At 68.8% G+C, this 25,609-nt stretch carries 17 protein-coding genes; 11 read left to right on the top strand and 6 right to left on the bottom strand.

Translation table 11 applies throughout. The features are described from left to right. Positions 1-13: 13 nt before the first annotated feature. On the bottom strand, positions 14-595 hold the full coding sequence (locus OV287_RS18845; RefSeq protein ID WP_267535421.1) for a hypothetical protein: 582 nt from the start codon (positions 593-595) through the stop codon (positions 14-16). Positions 596-1,235: 640 nt separating this feature from the next. Here OV287_RS18845 and OV287_RS18850 point away from each other — a divergent pair. Continuing rightward, positions 1,236-1,724, top strand: a complete 489-nt coding sequence (locus OV287_RS18850; RefSeq protein WP_267535422.1) for a DUF2381 family protein — start codon at positions 1,236-1,238, stop codon at positions 1,722-1,724. A 127-nt stretch (positions 1,725-1,851) separates the two neighbouring features. Here the strand turns inward: OV287_RS18850 and OV287_RS18855 are convergent, their stop codons facing one another. Then, a complete protein-coding gene (locus tag OV287_RS18855) occupies positions 1,852-2,760 on the bottom strand; it encodes a phosphatase PAP2 family protein (RefSeq protein WP_267535423.1) in 909 nt (302 codons plus the stop codon). Between the two features lie 52 nt (positions 2,761-2,812). Here OV287_RS18855 and OV287_RS18860 point away from each other — a divergent pair, with 52 nt between their 5' ends. The 4 genes from OV287_RS18860 to OV287_RS18875 all read left to right on the top strand — a co-directional run bounded on the left by OV287_RS18860 (position 2,813) and on the right by OV287_RS18875 (position 11,921). Continuing rightward, a complete protein-coding gene (locus OV287_RS18860) occupies positions 2,813-6,064 on the top strand; it encodes a PD-(D/E)XK nuclease family protein (protein ID WP_267535424.1) in 3,252 nt (1,083 codons plus the stop codon). After that, positions 6,057-9,719 (top strand): UvrD-helicase domain-containing protein, encoded by a 3,663-nt coding sequence (locus tag OV287_RS18865; RefSeq protein ID WP_267535425.1) that lies wholly within the window; start codon positions 6,057-6,059, stop codon positions 9,717-9,719. Before OV287_RS18860 ends, OV287_RS18865 begins: the two co-directional genes overlap by 8 nt. Before the next feature lie 340 nt (positions 9,720-10,059). Then, the gene (locus OV287_RS18870; RefSeq protein ID WP_267535426.1) at positions 10,060-11,370 is read left to right on the top strand and encodes an adenylosuccinate synthase; all 1,311 of its coding nucleotides are present in this window, start codon (positions 10,060-10,062) and stop codon (positions 11,368-11,370) included. Positions 11,371-11,558: 188 nt separating this feature from the next. Beyond that, a complete protein-coding gene (locus OV287_RS18875; RefSeq protein WP_373371916.1) occupies positions 11,559-11,921 on the top strand; it encodes a PH domain-containing protein in 363 nt (120 codons plus the stop codon). Between the two features lie 3 nt (positions 11,922-11,924). Here OV287_RS18875 and OV287_RS18880 read toward each other — a convergent pair whose 3' ends face one another. After that, positions 11,925-12,791, bottom strand: coding sequence for an FHA domain-containing protein (locus tag OV287_RS18880; RefSeq protein WP_267535428.1), 867 nt, complete (start codon positions 12,789-12,791; stop codon positions 11,925-11,927). 164 nt (positions 12,792-12,955) lie between these two features. Here OV287_RS18880 and OV287_RS18885 point away from each other — a divergent pair, with 164 nt between their 5' ends. After that, complete coding sequence (locus OV287_RS18885) at positions 12,956-14,155, top strand: carbohydrate-binding family 9-like protein (protein WP_267535429.1); 1,200 nt, start codon at positions 12,956-12,958, stop codon at positions 14,153-14,155. A gap of 3 nt (positions 14,156-14,158) precedes the next feature. Here OV287_RS18885 and OV287_RS18890 read toward each other — a convergent pair whose 3' ends face one another. Both OV287_RS18890 and OV287_RS18895 read right to left on the bottom strand, forming a co-directional pair. Then, positions 14,159-14,413 carry a hypothetical protein gene (locus OV287_RS18890; protein WP_043403048.1) on the bottom strand — a complete coding sequence of 85 codons (255 nt, stop codon included), beginning with the start codon at positions 14,411-14,413 and terminating at the stop codon, positions 14,159-14,161. Positions 14,414-14,507: 94 nt separating this feature from the next. Then, on the bottom strand, positions 14,508-16,844 hold the full coding sequence (locus OV287_RS18895) for a DNA internalization-related competence protein ComEC/Rec2 (RefSeq protein ID WP_267535430.1): 2,337 nt from the start codon (positions 16,842-16,844) through the stop codon (positions 14,508-14,510). A 326-nt stretch (positions 16,845-17,170) separates the two neighbouring features. Between OV287_RS18895 and OV287_RS18900 the strand changes: the two genes are divergently transcribed. Both OV287_RS18900 and OV287_RS18905 read left to right on the top strand, forming a co-directional pair. Further along, positions 17,171-17,665 (top strand): CarD family transcriptional regulator, encoded by a 495-nt coding sequence (locus tag OV287_RS18900; protein ID WP_047859039.1) that lies wholly within the window; start codon positions 17,171-17,173, stop codon positions 17,663-17,665. A 60-nt stretch (positions 17,666-17,725) separates the two neighbouring features. Beyond that, entirely contained in the window at positions 17,726-18,370 is a 645-nt protein-coding gene (locus OV287_RS18905) for a hypothetical protein (protein WP_267535431.1), read from the top strand. A gap of 44 nt (positions 18,371-18,414) precedes the next feature. Here the strand turns inward: OV287_RS18905 and OV287_RS18910 are convergent, their stop codons facing one another. Further along, positions 18,415-19,812, bottom strand: coding sequence for an FHA domain-containing protein (locus OV287_RS18910; protein WP_267535432.1), 1,398 nt, complete (start codon positions 19,810-19,812; stop codon positions 18,415-18,417). Positions 19,813-20,013: 201 nt separating this feature from the next. Here OV287_RS18910 and cysS point away from each other — a divergent pair, with 201 nt between their 5' ends. The 3 genes from cysS to uvrB all read left to right on the top strand — a co-directional run bounded on the left by cysS (position 20,014) and on the right by uvrB (position 25,603). After that, the gene (cysS, locus tag OV287_RS18915; protein ID WP_267535433.1) at positions 20,014-21,480 is read left to right on the top strand and encodes a cysteine--tRNA ligase; all 1,467 of its coding nucleotides are present in this window, start codon (positions 20,014-20,016) and stop codon (positions 21,478-21,480) included. A gap of 225 nt (positions 21,481-21,705) precedes the next feature. Further along, positions 21,706-23,382 (top strand): M20/M25/M40 family metallo-hydrolase, encoded by a 1,677-nt coding sequence (locus OV287_RS18920; RefSeq protein ID WP_267535434.1) that lies wholly within the window; start codon positions 21,706-21,708, stop codon positions 23,380-23,382. A gap of 79 nt (positions 23,383-23,461) precedes the next feature. Further along, positions 23,462-25,603 (top strand): excinuclease ABC subunit UvrB, encoded by a 2,142-nt coding sequence (uvrB, locus tag OV287_RS18925; protein ID WP_267535435.1) that lies wholly within the window; start codon positions 23,462-23,464, stop codon positions 25,601-25,603. The last annotated feature ends 6 nt before the right edge of the window (positions 25,604-25,609 follow it).

The following is a 25,609-nucleotide window of genomic DNA, read 5'->3' on the forward strand; positions in this document are numbered from 1 at the left end:
CTAGAGGGCTTCGCTAGGGCTCGGCAGGAGCAGCAACGGGAGCCGTGCTCTCTATTCGGGAAGCGGCTTCTTTGCAGGCCGTCTCAAGTATTTGGCGCCGGTACTTCACAACCCGGTCTCGCTCCTCAAAGAGGGCATCAAGACGGGCCTTATTGAGAGCGAAAGCCTGTTCCTGCGTAATCTGCCCTTCGACCGGCAAGACGATGGATGCTAAGGACTGTTTCTGAATGGAACGGAAGTCCTCGTCGTTGTGGTGGTGATAGAAGGACCATAGAAGCTCCAGTTTCTTGCGGTCCTCCTCCAGGAACTCACGGGGAGTCTGGCCCTTTAGGCACCGCTCCAGCGGGGTTCCATCCGGGGCAATCCAGGGACGCAACAGCGCCCACGCCAATCCCCCCATCACCAGTGCAACTGGTAGCAGCCCCAGCACGCCGCTAATCACGCGCTTAATGGTGAGTTTCTGGAAGAACTCCCGAACAGGCTCCCGGACAATCTTCACAACCTCCAAGATGAACGAGAGGTAAAGAACAGCGGTGAAGAGGAGTGCGAGGGTCACGCAGACGAACGGAACCAACTTGTCGATGAAGTCCATCATGGGGCTCGGAGTTGGTCGGTCAGTCGGCTCTACTTCCTGTGTCCGAGAGTAGCACCCCCATGGCATCTCGCTCGGCTTCTGCGTGTTCCGCCTGGGCAGTTAGGTAGCGCATCCGAGAGCGCTCGGAATTTCGATGGGATTTTCTCGGGGCCTAACGTACTCCCTCGGGATCGAAGGTTCCCTCGTGCCCTTCGAGTTTTCCTGGCACCTAGGAGCCTGTCGGAATACCTCGGCTACCCACTACATGAGGGGTAGTGCGACTCAAACACACCGCTATGGTTGGTATGTAGGAGTCGTTTTTCGGCGATTCTCCGACAAGCTCCTAGGCCCTCCTCCCCTCCCCCAGCCCGTTGCTAGGCGGCTCCAGGGGCTCTAAGCCCCCGGACATAGATGTTGACCACCTACGCCGCAGCCCTTGGCGGATGCGGCGCAGGGCGAATTGCAGCCGCGCTACGCCGCAGGTGTACAGAATTGATGTCCGGGGGCTTAGTAGGCGAGGGGTCAGCAGGGAGAGCGGATCGAAGCCCAGCGGGCCAGCCAGAGGCCCTGGAGGGCATCCGCGAAGAGCAGTCAGGGAGGGGTTTGCGGGCCGGTTTTTTTCTGGTATCTGGGTCATCACGGCTCGCACTTGACCCTGGTGGTGCACCCCTCCGAAGCCGAGCGGCAGGTGGAGGTGACGCGGAAGCCGCGCACGCTGGTCTCCTACCGGGAGGGCGAGCAGCAGGCGCGGGCGGAAGCGCTGCAATGCCGGGAGGAGAAGGCGCGCCTGGAGGCGGAATGTGCCGGGCGGATGGGTCTCCTGGGCCTGCTCGACCAAGGGCTGCTAAGAGAGGGCGGCATCGCCGATAAGAACATCACCCTGAGCGTCACCTCGCGCTCGGGCAACACGCTCCAATCCACCATGGCGCGCAGCTATCGCTCGGACACCGGGCACATGGAGGGCGGACAGAAGGTGGTGCGTCTGGCCGTACAGATGGAGTTGAGGAACCATGGGAGCACGCCCTGGACGCCAGCGGGGGGCGGTGCTGGTGGGGCCCAAGGGCGTGGAGTGGAAGGCGCTTGGCATGTGGACACGGGAGCCCATTGCCCCCCGGGAAGTCGCAACTCGTCGGGGTGGAGGTGGAGATGACGGAAGAGGTGGCGCGCGGCACCTTCTCCCTGAAGCTATGGGGCCAGGAAGAGTGGCACCGGCGAGTTCTTCGACGGCGTGACGTTTTCGTAGCTCGACCGGGCGCCCGCTCCAGTGAAACACCCTCTCAAAACCGCCCGGAGAACATCACGCCGCCGAGGCCGCCGGACACGTTCATGGACATGCGGGCGGTTCGGGACTGGGACTGGGACTCGTTCTGGCGCCCGTGGAGCAGCAGGGGCATTCCCACGCCGAAGAGGGTGCCCGCCGCCGCGCCCACCAGCACGTCCGTGAGGTAGTGCTTGTCCGCGCCCATGCGCATCAGGCCCACCGAGGCCGCCGCCGGCAGTCCCACCGCCCAGATGAGCCAGCTGTTCTTGTAGCCGCGCAGCTCGGACACCGTGCCCGCCGCCGTGACGAGCGCGAAGGCCATGTTGGTGTGCCCGCTGTAGAAGGACAGGTTGTTGTCGTTGGGGTGCTCGGTGAGGGGCTTCTGGTCCTCGGGCAGCACGTGGACGAAGGGGCGCTCCCGGCCCACCGAGAACTTCACCACCTGGTTCACCAGCGAGGACACCACCACCGACTCGATGATGATGGTGGCGTCCTGTGCGTAGTACTTCGGCGGGGCGCCGCTCCCCGAGGACAGCAGGTACTGCCCTCCGAGCACGCCCGCCGGCAGCACGCCGAAGCCCACGATGTTGCTCCACATGTTCCACTGGTCGCGGCCCTCGGCCGTATCCGCCGCCACACCCCGGCCCCACCGGTCCAGCGAGTTGAGGGTGTCCGTGCCGTCCGCCGAGCGGTCGCACCAGCGGCAAGTTTTCGGGGCGAGCTCGTCCTTGAGGACGGTCTCGCTGGCGATCCACAGCAGCCCGGCGGTGCCGGTGATGATGCCGTCACGCGTCCAGTTGAAGTCGAGCGCGTGGACCGTGGGAGCGTCGGAGGCCTGCCGGGCCGCCGAGGGAAGGGCCTCGGTGGGGACGGGGGAAGAGGCGGCCAGGGAAGCAAGCGCTAGAAAACAAAGGGCGGTTGGCATATCGGCGAGCATAAATACGCCCCGCGCCTCGTTCTACACTCCGCCGCCCCGTATGACCGATTCTCGCCGTACCCTCCAGGTCTTCCCCGACAATGGTCGCCGTCAGGCCGCCCTGCGCGCGGCCCGCGGTCATGCGGGAGTCGTGCGCGGAGATTCCTACCTCACCTGGGAGGGCTTCCTCGAGGCGCTCGGAGGTGCGCGCGAGCTGGGCCGCCGTCCGTGCTCGCCGCTCGTGGCTCGGACCGTGGTGGCCTCGCTCGCCCAGGGACTGGGGGACACGCCCTTCGGCGACTTCGTGCACGAGCCCGCCTTCGCCCGCGCCGCGCTGGAGGTGCTGTTGGACCTCAAGGCGGGCCGCCTCTCCCCGCGCGAGCTGCAGGATGCGCTGGAAGTGTTGCCTCCCGAACGGCGGAACCGGGCCCGGGCGCTCGCCCTGCTGCACCACGGCTACGAGCAGAAGATGGCCGAGTTGGCCCTGGCGGACCGTGAGGACGTGGTGCGCGGGGCGCGAGAGGCACTGGAGCGCCAGGCGTGGCCCGCGGCCTGGGAGGACGTGGGCGGCCTCGTGCTGCACGGCATCTACGATGTGCGGCCCTCGGTGCTGGAGCTGCTGATGGCCTTGGCAGCCGCCTGTGACGCTCGCCGCGTGGGCATGCGGGTGGAGACGCCGGTGGGTGGCTCGCCGGTGGCGGACGCGGCGCTGGCCTCTCTCTTCCGGGCCTTCGAGAACCGCGGCGAGGTGCTGCCCCACGTGGACCTCTTCAAGGCGGACGTCACCTTCGAGGGCCGCCCCATGCTGGAGCTCGGTCGCCACCTCTTCTCGCCTCAGGCGGCGAAGGACGTGCTCCAGGACGCGGTGGACGGCCTGCGGATGTGGAGCGCGGGCTCGGTGCGAGACGAGGCCCGGCTCATCGCTCGGGACGTGCGCCGCAAGGTATCGGACGGAGTGCCTCCGGGGAACATCGCCGTGGCGTGGCGAGACCTGGGGCCCGAGGCCCGCTGGGTGGCGGATGCGCTCGGCGAGCTGGGCGTCCCCGTGCGCCTGCCCTGGGGCGAGCCGCTCGCGCTGGCGGGCCCGGTGCGGCTGGCGTTGGATCTGCCGCTGCTGGTGGAGGACGGCTTCCCGGCCGAGCGCGTGGCCGAGCTGGTCTCCAGCCGCTATGCGCCCATGCTCTCCCGGGGTGCGCCCGAGGCTCCGGCGACGCTCCTCACGCTCGCGGCCGTCCGGGACGACCGGCTGGGCGCGATGCGAGGGAAGGGCGCGTATGACCTGCGCCTGGAGGCCCTGGCGAAGCGGCTGGAGCCGTTGCCGAACCAGGTTCGCCCGAAGGAGCACCGGCGTGCCCATGGGGCCCGAGTGCTGCGCGAGCGGTGCCTCTTCTTGCTGGAGTCTTGCCGCCGCATTCCGGAGCAGGGGCGGGCCTCGGAGCTGCTCGCCGCGTGGTGGCAGGCGGTGCGGCGGCTGGGGCTGATGGACTCGGAGGGGGTGCTGGAGGCGGCCTCGGACGAGGGCATGGACGCGCTCGCGCTGGATGCCCGCGCTCGGGACGATGCCGCGCGGGCAGCGCTTGCGCAGCGGGTGCGGGAGCTGGAGCGGACGCTCGCGGCGGTAGGAGGTGGGCCCCGGCTGAAGCGGCGCACCTTCGGCCGCTGGTTGCAGGATGTGATGCGAGACGTGCACCTGCCCGCACGAGGGCCCGCGACGGGCGCCGTGGAGGTGCTGGACGTTCGGGAGCTGGAGGGGCGCACCTTCGCCCATGTCTTCATCGGAGGACTGGCCGAGGGCCGCTTCCCGGGCCGTGAGGAGCCCAACCCGCTGCTGGGCGACACCGAGCGCATTGCGCTCAACAAGCACCTGGGCCGGGACATCTTCCGCCTCACGGGCGGCGAGTTCGAGGACCGAGCGCCGTGGCGCCTCACCGAGGACCGGCTCCTGTTCGCCAGCGTGCTGGCCGCAGCCGAGGACACGGTGAGCCTGTCCTTCGCGGTGGAGGGGCAGGGGGGCCAGGAGCAGGCGCCCTCCTCCTTCCTGGAGGAGGTGCGGCGGTTGACGGGGGCCACGTGGGAGGCGCGCTCGTTGCCGGCCATCGTGCCGCTCGACGAGGTGCTCACCGAGGCGGAGCTGCGCCAGCGTGTGGTGCTGGAGTCGCTCGCGCTCGCGCGGCTGCGCGTCTCCGTGCCGGACCCCGCCCGGAATGTGCTCCAGCAGCGCTTCGAGAGTGCACCGTGGTTCGTCTCGGCGAAGGAGATGGTGCAGGTGGAGATCGAGCGCCTGCATTTCTTCGGTGACACGCGCAAGAGCGCAGGCCGCTACACCGGCGCGGTGGAGGACCCGGCCCTGGGCGAGGCGATTCGGGAGGCGTTCCGTTTCGGCGCGGACCGGCCGCTGTCTGCCTCGGCGCTGGCCCGCTTTGGCAACTGCGGCTTCCAGGGGTTCCTGTCCTACGGGCTCAAGGTGCCCGAGCCAGAGCAGCCGGGCGAGGAGTTTGATCGCCGAGGGCAGGGCGTCTTCTGGCACCGGGTGCTGGAGGAGTTCTTCAAGCGGCTCAAGGAGCGCAAGCTGCTGGGCCTGGGCCTCGATGCGATACCGGAGGCGCTGCTGGACTCAGTGCTGGACGAGGTGCGGGCGGACTTCGAGCAGCGCCACTACGTGGGCCATCCAGCGCTGTGGCGGCTGGCGCGCGAGCGGGCGAAGAACATGGTGCGTCGCATCCTGATGGACGAGCGTCGGGGACTGCCCTTCGAGCGCTTCGAGCCCGCGGGCTTCGAGCTGCGCTTCGGGCCTCGCAACCCGGCGGAGGGGTGGAACGAGGTGACGCTGCAGGTGGGCGAGGAGGTCATCCACTTCGAGGGCACCATCGACCGGCTGGACATGGCGGGCGGCGAGGTGGGCGTCATCGACTACAAGTCCGGCAAGCTGTCGAAGTCGGAGCTGAAGAAGAAGCTGCTCGACTCGGACTTCCAGCTGCCGCTGTACCTGTACGCGGCGCGGGCGAGCGGCCACCAGAACACGAGTCAAGCTGCGTGGTTCTCGCTGCGCACGGGAGAGGTCATCTACCTGTCCCAGGTGCTGGAGAAGGACGCGATCGAGCTGGAGGAGCTGCTGTCCACCGAGCCGCAGGTGCGGGCGCGACTGGCGGCAGAGGAGAAGCCCAACCTGGCCAATGCGGTGGAGTCCCTGGTGCGCACCGTGAGGGCGGGGCAGTTCGCCGTGAGACCGAAGGACTGCGGGAGCTGCGGCTACCGCCCTGTGTGCCGCATTACCGAGCGGCGGCTCGTGGACGAGGAGGGCACTCATGAGTAGGCCCTTTCACCTGGCGCTGGAGAAGAACCTCGCCCTGATGGCGGGTGCCGGCGCGGGCAAGACGTACAGCCTGGTGACGATGACGCTGCACCTGCTGGCCGGTGCGCGCGAGGGGGCGAAGCCCTTGCGTCCCGCGCGGCTGTGCATGGTGACGTTCACCGACAAGGCCGCCGCGGAGATGCGCGCGCGTGTCCGGGCTCGCCTGGATGCATTGGTGCAGGCCGAGGCAAAGGCCGTGCTGGAGCCGGAGCTGCGGGCCTCGCTCGAGCGGCTGGGCCAGCCCTTCCCCACGAGGGACACCTGGCGCGCCCTGCGCGAGGAGCTGGGAGCGGCCTCGGTGGGCACGTTCCACTCGTTGTGCGGACAGTTGCTGCGCCGTGCGCCCCCGGGCTCGGGGGTGGATGCGTCCTTCGAGGTGCTCGACGAGCTGGAGGCCCGCACGCTCGTGCTGGACGTGTGCGAGCGCGTGGTGCTGGACGCACTGGAGGCCGGTGACTCGGGAGTGCGCGAGCTGTGCCAGGAGCTGACGTTCTCTGGCTCGGATTTTACCGAGGGCCTGGTGTCCTCGCTGTCCGCCACCTACGGCAAGCTGCGCGAGGAGGGCCTGCGCGCGGCCGAGGTCCGTATCTCCAGCGCGGACGAGATGCGTGCCGGCTTCGAGGTGCTCGTCGAGCGATGCCGCGGCCTGTGCGCCACCGTGAGCGAGCTGGACGCCAAGGGGGAGTGGCGTGTCCTGCGCGAGAAGCTGGAGACGGCGCTGGATGGCCTCACGCCGGAGAACTGCTTCGAGGTCGAGCGGTTGCCCTCGCTCAAGGCGGCCTTCCTCGAGGACGGTCGAGATGTGCGCCGGCTGAAGAAGGAGCCGGGCAACTCGATGAAGGAGCTGTACTGGAGCTTCTTCGGGAAGAGCGACGGCTCGGTGATGCGGCTAGAGGACGCGTACGCCGGGTGGCGCACGGCGCCCTTCGAGGCCGCGTTCCGCTCGTTGCTCTCGCAGGTGGCGGCGCGTCACGAGGAGGAGTTTGTCCGGCGTAACGCGCTGGACTTCACCGCGCTGCTGGTGAAGACGCGCGACCTGTTGCGTGACTTCCCGGACTACCGCCGCCAGGTACAGGAGCGCCTGGGCGCGCTGATGGTGGACGAGTTCCAGGACACCAACCGCCTGCAGCTCGAGCTGGTGCTGCTGCTGGCCGAGAAGCGCGACGGAGGCCCGCGCCCGCTGCGTCCGGATGAGAGCCTGGTGGACGCGCTCCCGTTGGAACCCGCCTTCCTGTGCGCGGTGGGTGACCGCAAGCAATCCATCTACGAGTTCCGCGGCGCGGATGTGTCCGTCTTCAAGGTGCTGTCGGACAAGATCGTCGCCGAGGGTGGAGTGCTCGACTTCATCCAGGGCAACCGGCGCTCGGTGTCGCCGCTGCTCGACTTCTTCAACCAGGCCTTCCCGGGCGTGCTGAAGGAAGGCGAGGGAGGTGCGCGCCCCTATGAGGTGGTGTACGCACCCGAGCAGGATGACTTCACTCCGGTACGCGAGTCCCCGCTTCAGGCCCCGGCGGTGGAGCGGCTCGTGTTGGACGACGAGGAGCTCTCCACGGGCGAGCTGCGCGCGGCGGACGCGGAGTCGGTGGCGAAGCGGCTGAAGGTGATGCTGGCTCCCGGGCCACAGCAGGTCCTCGTGGCCACGAATAAGGAAAACGAGGAACTGCGCCCGGTGCGTGGCGGGGACGTGGCCATGCTCTTCCGGACCTTCACGCACCTGGAGGTGTACCGGCAGGCGCTCATCCGCCACGGCATTCCGCACCGGGTGCTGCGCGGCCGGGGGTTCTACGGCGCGCAGGAGGTGCTGGACCTGGCCTCGCTGTTGTCGCTGCTGGCGGATCCCGACGACGCGCTCGCTTTCGCGGCGGTGCTGCGCTCGCCGCTGGTGGGGCTATCGGACGCCTCGCTCTTCCGGCTTGCCGGGCCCGAGGGCCTGTCGTTGCCCGCCGTGGAGCGCGGAGGCTCCTCCTCGCTGGAGGGGCTGCCCGAGGGAGAGCAGGCGCGGCTGGAGCGGTTCCTCACGGCGCTGCCGGCGCTGCGGCGCGAGAGGGATCGGCTCGGCGTGCGTGCGCTGCTGCTGGCCGCGATGGAGGTGACGGGCTACCGCGAGTCCCTGGCGGGTACGCCCTACGCAGAGCAGGCGAGTGCCAACGTGGAGAAGCTGCTCGCACTGGCGGGACGGCGTGACGAGCGCGGCACGGGGGGCTGCGTCACCTTCTCTCGCGAGCTGCAGCGGCTGGCCAACGAGGAGCCCACGGAAGCCCAGGCGGATCTGCTGGAAGCGGGAGACCCTCGCGCGGTGCAACTGCTCACCATCCACCGGGCCAAGGGCCTGGAGTGGCCGGTGGTGGTAGTGCCGGCGCTCGGCGGCCTGCGGCGTTTCACCAGCGGACGGGCCCTCTTCGAGCGCACCCATGGCCTCTGCCTGCGGCCGTGGTTGCCGGACTCGGACGGCCTCGATAAGTACCGCTCTCCCCGCTACGACCAGGTGAAGGACGAGCTGAAGCGGCGCGAGACGGCCGAGTACCGGCGCGTGCTGTACGTCGCACTCACCCGGGCCCGGGACCGACTCATCCTCTCTGGAGGCGAGGAGCGCGGCGCGGCTGACTCGTGGTGGTGCCTGCTCGATGAGCGGTTGCAGGAGGACACGCGACTGCAAGGGCTCGTCGAGGACCTGGACGTGGAGACGCTGCCCGTACCCCCGGAGATGTCCGAGTCGGAGGACGTGGACCCATTGGAGCAGGAGGCCCGCGTCGAGGCGGCCTTGCAGCGGGTGCGCGAGGCTCCGGTGCTGGCCACGCCCGAGGTGGCGGCGGTGGGGACCGAGGCCGTGCAGGACTTCGTGACGTGTCCGCGCCGCTACCGCTACGTGCACCAGCTCGGACTGCGTGCGGAGGGGGCGCCCTGGGAGACGCCGCCGCGTGTGTCTCCGCTGTACATCGAGCGGGAGGCCTGGGGCGCACCGGCGCTGAGTGCCGTGGACCGGGTGTTGGCGCTGCTGCGCGTGGTGGACTTCCGACTCGCCGGAACTCCGGCCCCCGAGCGGCGGGCCCGTCTGGAGGCGCTGGTGCGCGAGGTGGGCTGGGACCAGGGAGAGGACGGAGTCGAGGAGGCGCTGGCCATGGTGGAGCGCTTCCTGGGGACTGCGTTCGCCCGCACTCTGGCCGCCGCTCCCGCTTCGAGCATGCATCGCGCGTTGCCCTTCGTGCTGACGCTGCCAGGGGATGCACCCGCGGCACTCGAAGGGGAGGTGGATCTCCTCTGGCAGACGGCACCGGACGAGGCGCGGGTGGTTGTCTTCAAGCCGGGCAAACGTTCGCCTCGGGGAGTGGAGGCGCATGCCGAGTCGTTGGCGGCTGTGCTGCTGGCTGCGCGGAGGATGGTGCGTGAGGGCGTTGCCGTGGAGGTGGGGGTGGCCTTCCTGGGCGAGGACGTGCCGGAGCCGGAGTTCCCCGCGCCCGCTGTGGACATGCAGACCATCACCGAGCGGCTCAGGGCAGCGGCTCGGGGCCTGGTGGAAGCAGATGTCCAAGGCCGTTGGCCAGGCCGGGAGCCGTCGGTCTGTCAGACGCTGGCCTGTGGTTACGTCGGCCACTGTCGTTCCGGCGCTCGGGCCTGAAAGGCGGGCGCCCTCGAGACACGGGAGGCAGTGACATGTCCCTCTAGCAGGATGGCCGGCACCACCTGTGGATCAAATCCGTAGGCGAGGACGACTCGCTGCTCGTCCACGACAACCATGCCCTCGTCTATGCGTACGGTGACCGCGAGGGCTTCGAGCGGGTGGTTCGGGCTCGTGGGATGACGCGGGAGGAGTTCTCGATTCCGGCGCCCCATACGCACAACTACCACAAGGAATTCGATGCCGAGGAACGTCGTCTATTGGCGGTGCGGGAATGGCTGCACTTCCCGCTTCAGCCCGGTGACGACCCGTAGCGAAGCATGCTAAGCGGGCCGCAACTATGCCGAACGTCGTCGTCATCGGAGCGCAGTGGGGAGATGAGGGTAAGGGCAAGGTCGTGGACCTGCTCACCGAGCACGCCCAGGTGGTCGTGCGCTTCCAGGGGGGCAACAACGCGGGCCATACCCTGGTGGTGGGCGGCCAGAAGACGGTGTTGCATCTGATCCCCTCGGGCATCCTCCATCAAGGGAAGACCTGTGTCATCGGCAACGGGGTGGTGTTGGATCCCGCGGTGCTGGTGAAGGAGCTCGACGCCCTCAAGGAGCGCGGCTTCCTCAAGGACGACTCGCACTTCCTCATCTCGGACAACGCGCACGTCATCTTCCCGTGGCACAAGCTGCTGGACACGTACCGGGAGAAGGCCCGTGGCGTGAGCGCCATCGGCACCACGGGACGTGGCATCGGCCCGGCCTACGAGGACAAGGTGGCTCGCCGCGGCATCCGCGTGCGTGATCTGCTCAACCCCGAGCGGCTGCGCAAGCGCATCGACGAGCGGCTTCCGGGCGTGCGTGACGAGCTGCGCGAGCTGTGCCGCGCCGCCAACGAGGCGTCCCCCGAGCTGGACGCGGAGAAGTACCAGCAGGAGTTCGCCGCGCTGGGTGACCGGCTGCGGCCCCACGTGACGGACGTGTCGCTCTACCTGGCGGGCCAGGTGCAGCGCGGGGCGCGCATCCTCTTCGAGGGCGCCCAGGGCACGCTGCTGGACGTGGACCATGGCACCTATCCGTTCGTCACCAGCTCCAACTGCGTGGCGGGCAACGCGGCGGTGGGTTCGGGCCTGGGTCCCACCACCATCGACAAGGTGATGGGCATCAGCAAGGCCTACACCACGCGCGTGGGCGGCGGTCCTTTCCCCACGGAGCTGACGGACGAGACGGGCGACCGGCTGCGCAAGGTGGGTGACGAGTTCGGCGCCACCACGGGCCGTCCGCGCCGCTGCGGCTGGCTGGACGGCGTGGTGCTGCGCTACGCGGTGCGCGTCAATGGCCTGTGGGGCATGGCGCTCACCAAGCTGGATGTGCTCTCCGGCCTCAAGACGCTGCAGATCTGCAACGCCTACGAGCTGGACGGCAAGCGCATCACCGAGCTGCCCGGAGACTATGAGGACCTGGCGCGCGTCAAGCCCCTCTACGAGACGCTGCCGGGCTGGGACGACAAGCTCTCCGGGGTGCGCACCTTTGATGAGCTGCCGGAGGCCGCCAAGCGCTACGTGCGCCGCGTGGAGGAGATCTCCGGCGTGCCCGTGGTGTGCATCTCCGTGGGCGCCGACCGCGGCGAGACGGTGCTGCTGCAGAACCCCTTCCGGAGCTGAGCCTCCAGAGCTGCGGAACTCCGGACACTCGGAGTTCCCAGGAAGTCGGCCCCCAGACTCCCCCCGCCAGGAAAGCGAGGGAGCGGCTGGCGGATGTCAGGCCCGCGACTTAGCTTTTCGGTATGAACGCGGGCGATCCGACGGCTGGCAAGCAGGTGTTCCGCCCACACGCAGTGCTCGCGGCCATCATGGGTGCCGCGACCCTGCTCTGGCTGGGCGTTCTGGTGTACCTCCTGCGCTTCGACGGAGTTCCGGTCCAGACGTTCCTCTCCGCGGTCTTCTTCGTCCTCTTCTTCGGCGTGTCGGTGACGTACTACGGCCGCACCCGGATCATCGTGGACGCGGGAGGCATCACGTACCGGGGACTGGTGCGCACGCGGCGCTTCTCCTTCGCGGACATCCGCAAGGTGGACGTGCTGCCTGGGCCGGTGACGGTGTACGCCGTGCGCGGCAGCCGAGGCCTGGTGCACTTCACCAGCCTCTTCGCGCACCACCGGAACCTGGCGAAGATCCTCATCGAGCGCTCCGGTCTCACGCCGCTGCGCGCCTGAGTCTCAGGGCGTCAGAGCGTAGGTGGCCAACAGTCCCACCAACGCCAGCGCCGCCCCGAGGCCGATGAGCCACCCCTCCCAGCGCATCCGGGGACGCTCCGGCGTGTCTTCGCGCGAGGGGCTTGTGGGTGGGTCGTTCGAGACGGGTGGCTCGGTCGAGGTGGGTGTTTCGGCTGGAGTCGGGGTTGGCTCCGGCTGCGGCTCCGTTTCGGGCGTGCCCATGGGGGCCTGGAAGCGCAGCAGCGTTCGGCCCAGCTCGATGACATCGCCCTCGTGGAGGGGGGCGGGGGCGTCCAGCCGCTTTCCGTTGAGATAGAGCCCGTTGGGGCTGTTCAGGTCCTCCAGCAGGAAGGTGCCTTCCTGGTGCCGGATGCGCGCGTGGCGGCGCGACACGGCGATGTCCCGCAGGCGTACGGACACGTCCTTGCCGCGGCCGAGGTCGGTGGTTGCCTCGGCGAGGGCGAAGGTGCGGCCCACGTCCGCTCCGATGAGGCACTGCAGGGTGGCAGCTCGTGAGGGAGGGGGTTCCTCCAGGTCCGTGAGGAGGTGCTTGAGCACGGCCACGGTGCCCACTTGTCGCTCCGCCTCTCCGTCTGGCTCCCTGACCTTCAGCCGCATCTCCTCGGACAGCCCCACCACCTCTCCCGGCAGCACGAGGCGAGGGACTCCCGGAGGGACCATCACCCCCTCCACCGTGAAGGTGCGGGTGGCCTCCACCATCAGCCGGTGGTTCTCGATGCGCAGCGTCAGCAGGCCTGGAGGGAGCCCCTCGAGCCGTACCTGGTCCTCGGCGGCGCCACCCAGCAGGTGGACGCCCTCGGGCAGCTCGAAGGGGGTGGAGGTGCCCATGTGCTCGAATTCGAAGTGCATGGCCCCTGCCGTGGCAAACCCGGTGCCGGGACAGGCAGGCGGAATCGCGGGGGGTTGCCGCCGCGGGGCCGTCCCGTCTCCGGTCCGCCGTCCATCCCTCTGGACGGGCTCGGGTCCCTTCTTCGAGACATCGGAGGAAGGGGGTCCTAGGATTCGCGGCCCCGATGCGCCTCGCCTTCCGCCTCCTGACGCTGCTGACGCTCACGTTGCTCGCCACCGCCTGCCGCGACGAGCAGGCCGGCCCGAAGCCCCGCACCAAGGCTCTGCCTCCGCCCGCCCAGGCTCGTGTGCTGGATGCCGCGCCGGGGGATCTCACGTATCGCAGCGGGGCCACGTTTGCTGGTGGCGCGGTGCGCTACCTGGGGACGCGTGTCTCCCCGCAGGTGGCGGCGCCCGGGCAGGCGGTGAAGCTCGAGCACTACTTCGAGGCCGTGCGCGCCGTGCCCCGGGGCTGGAAGTTCTTCGTGCACGTGGTGGACCCGGCCAGCGGGCAGATGATGGTCAACGCGGACCACGACTTCGCGGGGGGCGCGGCCCCGTTGGGCACGTGGCCCGTGGGCAAGGTGGTGGAGGACGTCCACACGGTGTCGATGCCCCCGGCGCCCAGCCGGGTGGTGCTCGGCTTCTGGCAGGGGGACGAGCGCCTCGCCGTGGACGACCCGAACGCGCACGCGGGTGACAACCGGATGCTGGGCCCGCAGCTTGGCGGTGGTCCTCCGCCGCTGCCCGAGTACACCGTCCGTCGCGCGGCCAAGGCTCCTGTCATCGACGGGGAGCTCGACGACGCGGTGTGGAAGGACGCGGCCCCGGTGTTTCTGCGTGGCAGCTTCGATGGTCGCCAGCCCTCGCTGCGCACCGAGGCTCGCCTGGCCTATGACGACCAGCACCTCTACGTGGCCTTCGATGTGGAGGACCCGGACGTCTGGGGCACCCTGCGCGAGCGCGACGCGCCCATCTACGAGCAGGAGGTGGTGGAGATCTTCCTCGACGCGAACGCGGACGGACGCACCTACAACGAGATGCAGGTGTCCCCGCACAACGTCAACTTCGACGCGTACTTCCCCGCGCGCCGGCAAGGGATGGACCTGAGCTGGGACTCGGGGATGAAGACGGCGGTGAAGGTGCGCGGCACGCTGGACAATCCCGAGGATCGCGACGAGGGCTGGCGGGTGGAGATGCGGATTCCCTTCGCCCGGCTCGCCGAGGTGCCGAACCTCCCGCCGAAGAAGGGGGAGCGCTGGCGCTTCAACCTCTACCGCCTGGAGCACGTAGAGCGGCGGCAGGTGGAAGGCCAGTCCTTCTCGCCACTCTTCGTGGGGGACTTCCACGCGCTGCCGCGCTTCGGCTGGCTCGTCTTCGAGTAGACGCTACGAGTGGGGGGAGATCTCCCAGTGCGCGTCCGCGATGGAACGCTCGGTGGGATCTCCCAGGAAGCGAAGGAAGCCGCGGAGCTCGAGGGTGTCGATGAGCTCCTCGGCCTCCAACTCCGAGAAGCCCTTCGTCTCCACGAGCAGGTTGCGCATGAGCGACTTGCCTCGCAGATAGCCCACGGGCTCACCCGGGGCGAGCATGTGCTTCAGGTCGGCGGTGAGCTGACGCAGATCCAGGTCGTCGGAAATCATCACCCCAAGGCTGGTAACGAGAGCCCGTGGGAGCAACCGGGGCTGTGGAAGCCAGGGCCTGGAGAGGAAAGAGGGTCCACGAGCGGACAGGCTCTCAGGGCTCGGAAGAGGAGGCCACCGGGGCTGGAGGCAGGGGCTCGGCGGGCAGGAAGGTGCTCAGGCGGACGTCATGTCCATCACTCTCCAATGTGATGGCGCCGTGTACGTCGGTGCGCAGGCACTCGGTGCCCAAGGAGCGATAGCGCGCTTCCACCTCTGGATGGGGGAAGCCGAAGCGGTTGCGGCGGCCCACGCAGAAGATGGCGAAGCGGGGACGGAGCCGGGCGAGGAAGTCCTCCGTGGACGAGGTGCGCGAGCCGTGGTGCGCCGCCTTCAGCACCGTCACCGGCCCGAGCTTTCCACTGGCGAGCAGCGCGGCCTCGCCCTCTTCCTCCACGTCGCCGGGCAGCAGCACGGTGACATCGCCGTGGCGCACGAGCAGCACCACGCTCTTGTCGTTCACGCCCTCCATCAACTCGCGGTCCTCGGGCGGGCCGAGCACCTCCAGGGTCGCCTCCCCCAACTGAAAGGACGGGTGGCCGAGCTGCACCTCCTCCACCTGTGCGCCGGTGGCCGCGGCGATGAGCTGTTTCGACAGGTGCCCGCCGGTGCTGTCCGCCGAGAGCCAGAGGCGCTCGGTGGGCACCTGCCCCAGCGTGGAGATGAGCCCGAGTGCATGGTCCGGGTGGGGATGGGAGAGGACGGTCAGGTCGAGCCGCTCGATGCGGGAGGCGCGCAGGTAGGGGACGACGACCCGGAGCCCCGGATCCGCGCCACCGGGCACGCCGCCTGCGTCGATGAGCGCATGGTGTCCCCGGGAGCTGAGCACGATTCCATCTCCCTGGCCCACGGCGAGGAAGGTGATGCGCAGGCCGGGCTCGGGGAGGAGGCGCGGCACGAGGAAGACGAGGGCCAGCGCCACGGGGACGAGGAGCCCGCCCAGACGCGAGCGCCGCTCACCCAGGGCCCAGCACGCGAGCCCCGCGGCGTAGAGCAGGGAGGCCGCGAGGCCGAACGTCGGCAGGTCCATCGTGGCCAGCGGCACGTGCGCGAAGAAGCGGGTGAGCCACAGGAGGACCTGCGAGGCCCACGCTCCGCCCCACAGCAGCGGGGTGGCCAGAACAGGCGCCACCACGTAGAGGGCCGCGCCGCCCGCGGCGAAGCCAGTGAGCAGGCCGCACAGGGGCATGCAGACGATGTTGGAGACGAGCCCCGCGAGGCTCGCGCGCCCGAAGGTCCCCGCCACCAACGGCAGGCTGGCCACTGTCACCGCGGCGCTCGCGCAGAACGTTTCCAGCACTGTCTCCCGGGTGTTCGCGAGCAGACGCTTGAGCCGGTGGGTCTCCTGGGGATCCGGCGGAGGAACAGGAAAGGCCTCGCGTAGGGCAGGGGTGAGCAGCAACAAGCTGAAGACAGCGAGGAAGGAGAGCTGCAGCGACAGGTCCGCGACGCTGGAGGGCGTCCAGGCGACGAGCAGCGCGGCGGCGGTGGCGAGGCTGTTGAGCCCATCGGCCCGCCGCCAGAGCGCGAGCCCCAGCAGCACCACGGTGGCCATGACGGCCGAGCGCACCGCGGGCGGCTGGTTGCCGGTGAAGACGACGTAGGCCCAGACGAAGGGCACGGAGGCGGGGGCGGCCAGGCGGCGGGCATCCACGCGCCGCAGGCTCTGCATGCGTGCTCCGGCCCGGACGAGCAGCTGGCGCAGCAGGGCCAGCGTCATGAGCGCGAGCGCCGCTACATGCAGGCCACTCACGCTGAGTACGTGCGCCAATCCACTCCGAGAGAAGTCCTCCTCCAGTCCATCATCGAGCGCGGCGCGCTGTCCGGCGGCCAGGGTGAGGAAGAGGGCCGCGGCCTCGGTCGAGGGCGCTACAGCGTGGACTGCCGCGGTGAGGCCCTCCTGCGTGCGTACCAACTGCTGGCGCCAGCGCGGGGGAGGGGAGAGCACCAGCATCCCCGCGCTCTGGAAGCTGCCGGTGAAGGCGAGCCCCTGCCGCCGCCGGGTTGCGGAGAAGTCCTTTTCTCCGGGATTCGAGGCGGGCTCGAGCGTCTTGAGCCGGGCCTCCACGCGCACGCGCTGCCCGGGCAGTAGCGAAGGGGGCTGCCCATGGGCGTAGAGGCTCGCGTGGAAGCGCGCGGGGGTTCCGGCGCCCTGTCCCACGCGGGCCACGGCGAGCAGCACGCGGGTGGAGTCCTCGAAGCGGTCCACTCGCTCCACCTCGCCCTCCAGCACCGCGGAGCCGCCCTCCGCCAGAGCGCGCGGCACATCGGCCCCGGCCTCCAGACTGGCCAGGCCCGCTCCGGTGAGTCCCAGACAGAGGAGCACGCCCAGATGGGCACCAGGCAGGCGAGCGAGCGCCAGGGAGGCTGCTCCCAGAAGCGCCGCGGCCATAAGCTGAAATAATCCGCTTGAGACGTCCGTTCCAAGTCCCAACCCCGCGCCGAGCATCAAGCTCACAGCAGGGAAGAACAGAGGACGCCCGGTTAGATCGCGCCACGAATAACGGCCCACGCCCCACCCCCTACCCCATCCATCCCGTCATGCTGCAGCGCCCTACTGGGCGACTGGACACGCGTAAAGGCGCGCAGGCTAGTCAGGAATTCCAGGGCGGGTCAAGACTGCAATGTTGCTGTAAGGGGTGAATCGTGGTATTCGTGAGTGGCTTTCCGGGCCGGGTGTCGAGTCGAGCCAAGCCATCCTAGAGGAGGCGGTAACGAGTGCAGACGAGCTTCAAGACCGGCGACAAGGCTGTGTACCCTGGGCAGGGCGTGGGCGAGGTGATGGGGATTGAGCACACCGAGGTCGCCGGGCAGCGGCAATCCTTCTATGTGCTGCGCATCCTGGAGAATGGGATGCGGATCATGATCCCAATCAACAAGGTCGGCTCGGTCGGCCTCCGGGAGATCATCAGCGAAGAGGACGTCAAGCAGGTCTACTCCATCCTGAAGGAGAAGGACATCTCGGTCGACTCCACGACGTGGAACCGTCGCTACCGGGAGTACATGGAGAAGATCAAGACTGGCTCCGTGTTCGAGATCGCCGAAGTTCTGCGCGACCTCTATCTGCTGAAGGGAGACAAGGATCTGTCTTTCGGTGAGCGCAAGATGCTGGATACGGCGCGCTCGCTGCTCATCAAGGAGCTGTCGCTAGCGAAGGACTGCACCGAGGAAGAGATCGAGTCGGACCTGAAGAAGATCTTCAACCTGGCCTGATCCGCTTCGAGCGGAGGTAGAAAGCCCCGGTTCCCCGAAGGTGGGGACCGGGGTTTTTTCATGTCCATGGAGTCGGAGCTTCAGCAGGAGCGGGACGAGCGCATCGCGGAGCTGGAGAAGCGCATCCAGCGGCGAGGGGTGGGGGTGAAGGCGCCGGTGGCGGTGCTGGCCCTGGTGGTGGGCGGGGTGCTGCTGGGGCTGTTGTGGAAGGACCTGGCGTACTTCTTCTCTCCGCGCACGCCGCTGACGCTGGGGACGGAGGGCGAGTACCGGTACGACGTCCTGGAGTCCAACCGTTACGTGCAGCTGCATGGGGTGCCCACGCTGCGGGGCGCCTACGGGCGAGAGGGCGAGGACGTCTACGTGGTGGTGGGGCTGCGGGAGTCCCCGTTCCTGGTGCGTCGGAGAGCGCTGCCCGGAGAGGAGTGGACTCCGGGAGGGGTGCCGCCGAGGCCAGATCCCCGGCCTTTTGGGGTGAGGGGCCGGCTCTTGGCGGAGGAGGACGCGGAGCGCTACCGGGAGGGCTTCAAGCTGCTGAGGGAGATGAGGGAGGTGCAGCCGAAGGACGGCAGGCTGTGGCTGGTGGTGGAGGGAGAGCGGCCAGGCGGGGACAAAGGGGTGGTGTTGGTGGCGTTGCTGTTGGTGACGTTCATGCTGGGCAACGCCGCGCTGCTGTACCGGGGCCTCAAGAGAAAACCCACGTAGTCCCGATTTCCCCTCTCCCTCTGGGAGAGGGACGGGGTGAGGGTCTACTGCTCGCTTCCCTGCTTGCTCCCTGCCTGCAGGTGCGCCTGCGAGAGGGCCTTGCGGATCCTCGGCGCAAACGAGCCCCAGCCCTTCGAGAGCTGCTGATCGAGCTCGAGGGCTGCGGAGAGGTGCTGGATGGCGGTGGAGGAGTCGCGGCTGGCGAGGGCGGCATTGCCGGCGCGCCACTCATCCTGGAAGCGGGCGAGCGTTGCGGCCATGGTCTCCAGGTGCGCACGCCGGGCAAGAGCCAGGGCGGACTCGACATTGCCGGCCTCGTAGCGAGCGAGGGCCTCGGCTTCGGCCTCCTCGTTGGAGGCGGAGCCAGCGAGAGGTGCCGCGGCGGAAGCAGGCTTCACAGCCGCCTTCCCACTGCCGCCCTTCACCCTCGCACTGGTGTCCCGCTGCTTCGAAACGGACGCCTTGCCTGTGTCGCCCTTCTCTCCAGACGCGGCGATGGCCTGGGCGCTGGGGGGCTGCTTTCGGGTGGCTCCCCGAACCTTCCCGGCCGGAGCCGCGGGGGCTGGGGCAGGGGCAACGGGCTCGGCGGCGACTTCCTCGACGGCGGGCTCGGCCTCGCTCGCCGCGGCCGGCGCAGCTTCGAGACCCTCCTGGGGGGCAACGGCCGCCGGCTGCCCGGCGAGCTGCTCGGCCTCCACTTCGCTGGAGCCGGCGGGCTCATTGCGCAGGCGCATCAAACGCACTGCGGCGAGCGTGAGGAACACGGCCACGAGGGAGCCCGTGGCGACGGCGAGCAGGATGATGCGGCGGGAGCTCAGGCCGACCCGGAGCGACGAGGCGGGCCGACCGGAGGAGGTCCGGGGACGCTCGGGGGCGGGTCCGGGCCCACGGAGCTGGAGGATGGCATTGCCGAGGGCGAGCTCATCCCCGGAGCGCAGCTCCACCTCGGAGGTGAGGCGGGCTCGGTTGACGTAGGTGCCGTTCTGGCTGCCGAGGTCCTTCAGGGTGAGGCGATCGCCGCGGCGGGTGAGCTGGGCGTGGCGGCGGCTGATGGAGGGGTGCTGCAGGCGCAGGTCGGAGGTGGAGGCGCGGCCGAGCACGAGCACGCCCTGCTTGACGGGGAGCAGCTGGCCGACGCCGGGGCCGCGCTCGACGTAGAGGAAGGCGGGAGTATGGCCGGGGTCCTCGTACTCGCCGGAGTTGAAGCGGGCGGGCAGCTCGCGGTCGCGGCCCTCGCTCGAGGCACCACCGGAGGTGCGGCGGGGGCGGCGGCGGGGGCCGGCGGGGAACTGGGGGACGCGCTGGGGGCGGGGGTCGTCCGCCTGGAGCGGGGCCACCTCGTCATCGTCGAAGGGGAGCTCTACCTCCGGCTCCGGGCGCGACGCCGTGTCACCCGGGGGGCGAGACGGGCGGGGCGGGCGCTTGGGATTGGGAGGACTCATGGGGGTTCATTCTCCCAGATTCGACGGCTGGCGGAGATGGGGTCGGGCAGGGGAGGGGAAGGATAGTCCTTTTTCGGCGGCCTGGAGTGCCCACAGGGCAGCAGAGTTGTCACACATTGTCAGGCATTTGTGGTCCGGGACGTGGGGAAGTCCTAGAGTCCGGCTTTCCTACCTGGACCCGCTCACGGGAGGTTCGAGCACGTGGCCGCAGCATCGATTCGCCTTTTCAACACGATGACGATGCAGAAGGAGACCCTGGAGCCGGCGGTGCCGGGCAAGCTGGGGGTCTACGTCTGCGGCCCGACGGTCTACAGCTACGTCCACATCGGCAACGCGCGGACGTTCACCTCGTTCGACGTGGTGGTGCGCTACCTGCGCTACTGCGGCTTCGAGGTGAAGTACGTGCGCAACTACACGGACGTGGACGACAAGATCATCAAGGCCGCCCATGAGACGGGTGAGGCGCCGGTGGCCCTGTCGGCGCGCTTCGTGGAGGCCTTCCGGGAGGACGCTCGGGCGCTGCACCTGCTGGAGCCGGACGTCTCGCCGAAGGTGTCCGAGCACCTGGCGGAGATCATCGGCATCATCGAGAAGCTGGTGGCCCGGGGGCTGGCGTACGAGTCGCAGGGGGACGTGTACTTCTCGGTGAGGCGCTACCCGGAGTACGCGAAGCTGTCCAAGCGCAACCTGGATGACTTGTGCGCGGGCGAGCGGGTGCAGCCGGGCGAGCAGAAGCACGAGCCGCTGGACTTCGCGCTGTGGAAGGCGGCGAAGCCGGGCGAGCCCGCGTGGGACAGCCCCTGGGGCAAGGGCCGGCCGGGCTGGCACATCGAGTGCTCGGCGATGAGCGCGAAGTACCTCGGGGAGACCTTCGACATCCACGGGGGCGGGTTGGATCTGATCTTCCCGCACCACGAGAACGAGATTGCCCAGAGCGAGGGGGCGAGCGGGAAGACGTTCTCGCGCTACTGGATGCACTGCGGCTTCCTCGATCTCGAGGGAGCGAAGATGTCCAAGTCGCTGGGCAACGTGGTGCGGCTGAGGGACGCGCTCACGAAGGTGGACCCGGAGGCGCTGCGCTTCTTCTTCGTGTCGACGCACTACCGGCACCCGCTGAACTTCGCGGACAAGGGGCTGGCAGACGCGGAGCACCGCATGGAGTACTTCTACGAGACGCTGCGCAAGGTGGACGAGCGCGTGGGCGGGAAGGACTTCGGCAAGGGCCCGCTGTACGGCGAGCCCGCCAGGTTCCTCACCGAGTTCGAGTCGCAGATGGACGACGACTTCAACACGGCGGGGGCCCTGGGCGCGCTGTCGGGCCTGTTCGCGCAGATGAACGAGCTGACGGACAAGCCGCCGGTGAAGGACAAGGCGCAGGTGGGGCGGACGCTGCAGGCGCTGCGCGAGGACGTGCGCAAGGTGTCTGGGGTGCTGGGCCTGTTCGAGGACGATCCGGCTCAGTGGCTGCTGCGCCGGCGCGAGCGGGCGGTGAAGGAGCGGGGCATCGACGTGGCGAAGGTGGAGTCGCTCATCCAGGCGCGCGGCGAGGCCCGCAAGGCGAAGAACTTCGCCGAGGGAGATCGGCTGCGCGAGGAGCTCAAGGCCCTGGGGGTGGAGATCCTGGATACGGCGGCGGGGACCGTGTGGAAGGTGGCCCCGCCAGCGTAACGCGAGAGGAAGCCAACGACCCTCACCGCGTCAAAACCCCCACCGCGTCAACAACCCCTCGCCCTCCGGGAGAGGGACGGGGTGAGGGTGCCCGTTCCCCAGGTTGAACCCGTGGATGCCCCCTCTCCCTCTGGGAGAGGGCTGGGGTGAGGGTCTACCGTTCAACCATCCAGGCGAAGAACCCTCCCGTGAAGCGGGTCAGGTCATGGTAGGGGCACACGGGCCATGAAGCGAACGCTGGTGCTCCTCGCCGCCCTGCTCCTCCTGCCGCTCGCCGCACGGGCGCAGCTCACGACAGCGGCAGAGAAGTCCGCCTCCCAGACAATCGAGGCTGGGGACCTCCAGGCCCATGTCGGCTTTCTGGCCTCGGATCTGCTCGAGGGCCGGGGCCCGGGGACCCGGGGCGACGCGCTGGCCCAACACTACATCGCGACTCAATTCCAGCTCCTGGGCCTCAAACCCGCGGGCCCGGAGGGCAACTACCTGCAGCCCTTCGAGCTGGTGGGGATGACGGGCCATCCGGAGACGATGACCTTCACCAGCGCCTCGGGCCGCACGGAGCTGCGGTTCCACGACGACTTCATCGCCAGCTCGGGGGTGCAGACGGCGGAGGCGGTGCTCGAGGACTCGGAGCTGGTGTTCGTGGGCTACGGCATCCAGGCGCCCGAGTACGAGTGGGACGACTTCAAGGGGATGGACCTGAGGGGCAAGACGCTCCTCATCCTGAACAGCGACCCCGAGGACGACCCGAAGCTCTTCGGGGGCAAGGCGCGGCTGTGGTACGGCCGGTGGGACTACAAGTACGAGCAGGCCGCGAAGATGGGGGCGGCGGGGGCCATCATCCTCCACACCACTCCGAGCGCGGGATATGCGTGGCAGGTGGTGCAGACGTCCTGGTCGGGCGAACAGTTCGAGCTGCCAGCCTCGGAGGAGAAGCCGCGCCTCCAGGTAAAAGCCTGGAGCACGGACGAGGCCACGCGCCGGGTGCTGCGGCTATCGGACAAGGACCTCGACACGCTGCGCACGGCGGCCCAGAAGCGGGACTTCCATCCCGTACCGCTGGGGGTGAAGGTGTCCACGCGCTTTGCCAACCGGGTGCGCCGCCGTCCCACGGCGAACGTGCTGGGCCTGCTGCCCGGGAGCGATCCGAAGTTGTCCAAGGAGGTGGTGCTCTACACGGCGCACCACGATCACCTGGGCATCAAGGACAACGCGAAGCCGGGCGAGGACGCCATCTACAACGGGGCGGTGGACAATGCGTCCGGCGTGGCGGCGATGCTCGAAGTAGCCGAGGCCTTCACCGCGCTGCCCAAGGCGCCGCCGCGCTCCATCCTCTTTGCCGCGGTGGCGGCCGAGGAGCAGGGGCTGTTGGGCTCGCAGTATCTCGCCGAGCACCTGCCGGTGCACCCGGGGCGCGTGGCGGCCAACATCAACATCGACGGGCTCAACATCCACGGGCGTACGCGGGACATCACGGTCATCGGATTGGGCAAGTCCTCGCTGGACGCGCCCCTGACGGCGCTGGCTCGGGCGCAGGGCCGCATTGTCAAAGCGGACCAGTTGCCGGACCGGGGTTTCTTCTACCGCTCGGACCAGTTCAGCTTCGCCAGGCTGGGCATCCCTGCCTCCTATTTCAGCAGCGGCATGGACTTCATTGGCCGGCCGCCGGGTTGGGGCAAGGAGCGCCGGGAGAAATGGGAGGCTCGCAACTACCACCAGCCTTCGGACGAGCTGGGCCCAGACTGGGACTTCTCCGGCGCGGTGGAGGACGTGCGGCTCTTCTTTCTCCTGGGTGCCCATGTGGCCCGGACGCGCGAGCTGCCTCGCTGGAACAAGGGGGACGAGTTCGAGGCGCCCCGCCTCCAGGCGCTCGAGGCCCTGCGTTCCGAGGGGCCGAGGTAGCACCCGCTCCGTCTTTCTGTTGGCGGATGGGCGATTTGGGCCCGGCATCCCCGGACTCCGGGTGTTAAACCACTGAGCCATGCCTGAGTTCCAACTCGTCAGCGACTACAAGCCCCAGGGCGACCAACCGCGCGCCATCGGTGAGCTCACCGAGGCCGTGCTGCGCGGAGATCGCTACCAGACGCTGCTGGGCGTCACGGGTTCGGGCAAGACGTTCACCATGGCGAACGTCATCGCCAACGTGAAGCGGCCGACCCTGCTCATCGCGCACAACAAGACGCTCGCCGCCCAGCTCTACGGTGAGTTCAAGACCCTCTTCCCGAACAACGCCATCGAGTACTTCGTCTCGTACTTCGACTACTACCAGCCCGAGGCGTACATCCCCACCACCGACACCTTCATCGAGAAGGACTCCTCGGTGAACGATGAGATCGAGCGCATGCGCCACTCGGCCACGCACTCGCTGCGCACGCGGGATGACGTGCTCATCGTGGCCAGCGTGTCCTGCATCTACGGCCTCGGTACGGCGCGCTCGTACGTGGACATGGCCGTCACGGTGAACGTGGGCGCCGAGCTGGGCCGTGACAGCTTCATCCGCAAGCTGGTGGAGAGCCAGTACGACCGGAATGACCTCGACTTCCACCGCGGGACCTTCCGCGCCCGCGGCGATACCGTGGAAGTGTTCCCCGCCTACGAAGAGGAGCGCGCCGTACGCGTCAGCTTCTTCGGCGACGAGGTGGAGAAGATCACCGAGTTCGACCCGCTGCGCGGCGAGACGTTGGGCGAGCTGGACAAGGTCGTCATCTTCCCCGCGAGCCACTACGTCACCGAGGTGGACACCCGCAGGCACGCTATCCAGACCATCCGCGACGAGCTGTCCGAGCGCCTCCAGGAGTTCAAGCGCGAGGGCAAGCTGCTCGAGGCCCAGCGGCTGGAGCAGCGCACGATGTACGACCTCGAGATGATCGAGCAGGTGGGGTACTGCAACGGCATCGAGAACTACTCGCGGCACTTCTCGGGCCGGCCCCCCAACGAGCCGCCGCCGTGCCTGCTGGACTACTTCCCGCGCAACATGCTGGTGCTCATCGACGAGAGCCACCAGACGGTGCCGCAGATCGGCGCCATGTACCGGGGAGACCGCTCGCGCAAGGAGACGCTGGTGGGGCACGGTTTCCGCCTGCCCAGCGCTCTGGACAACCGCCCGCTCAAGTTCAACGAGTTCGAGGACATGGTGCAGCAGGCCGTCTTCGTCTCCGCCACGCCCGCCGAGTACGAGCTGCAGAAGTCCAAGGGCGTGGTGGTGGAGCAGATCATCCGCCCCACGGGTCTGACGGACCCGGAGGTCGAGGTCCGCCCGGCGCGCAACCAGGTGGACGATGTGCTGGAGGAGGTGCGCAAGCGCGTGGTGAAGCACGAGCGCGTCCTCGTCACCACCCTCACCAAGCGCATGGCGGAGGACCTCACCGAGTACCTCACCGAGGTGGGTGTCAAGGTGCGCTACCTGCACTCGGACATCGGCGCCATCGAGCGCACCGCCATCATCCGCGACCTGCGCAAGGGTGAGTTCGACGTGCTGGTGGGCATCAACCTGCTGCGCGAGGGCCTCGACATCCCCGAGGTGTCCCTGGTGGCCATCTTCGATGCGGACAAGGAGGGCTTCCTCCGCAGCCACGTGTCCCTCATCCAGACCATTGGCCGCGCCGCTCGTAACCTCAACGGCCGGGTCATCATGTACGCCGAGTCAGTGACGGACTCGATGAAGCTCGCCCTCGAGGAGACCAACCGCCGCCGCGAGGTGCAGCGCGCCTACAACGAGCAGCACGGCATTACCCCCAAGGCGGTCAAGAGCCACATCCTCGACCTGTCCGAGCACCTCTACGACGCGGATCCGTCCGCGCTGCCCATGGCCGCCGACTCGGCCAACGACGTGCTGGAGCCCAAGGAGCTCAAGCGCCTCATCGGCGAGTTCACCAAGGACATGCAGCACTACGCCGACGAGATGCAGTTCGAGAAGGCCGCGGAGTTCCGCGATCGCATCCTGCTGCTCAAGGACATGGAGCTGGGACTCAAGCCGCCCAGCCGCTCGCTGCTCAAAGCCCCGCTCAAGCCCGCGGACGAGAAGAAGCCCGGCACGCCCGGCCCTCGTGGCAAGCGTGGAGGCAAGGGCGGTGGCGGCCCGCCTCACGGCAAGACGGGCATCGGTCCCAGGAAGAGCCGCTAGCACACC

The sequence above is a fragment of the Archangium lansingense genome, from assembly GCF_026626635.1.
GTDB classification, from domain to species: domain Bacteria; phylum Myxococcota; class Myxococcia; order Myxococcales; family Myxococcaceae; genus Archangium; species Archangium lansingense.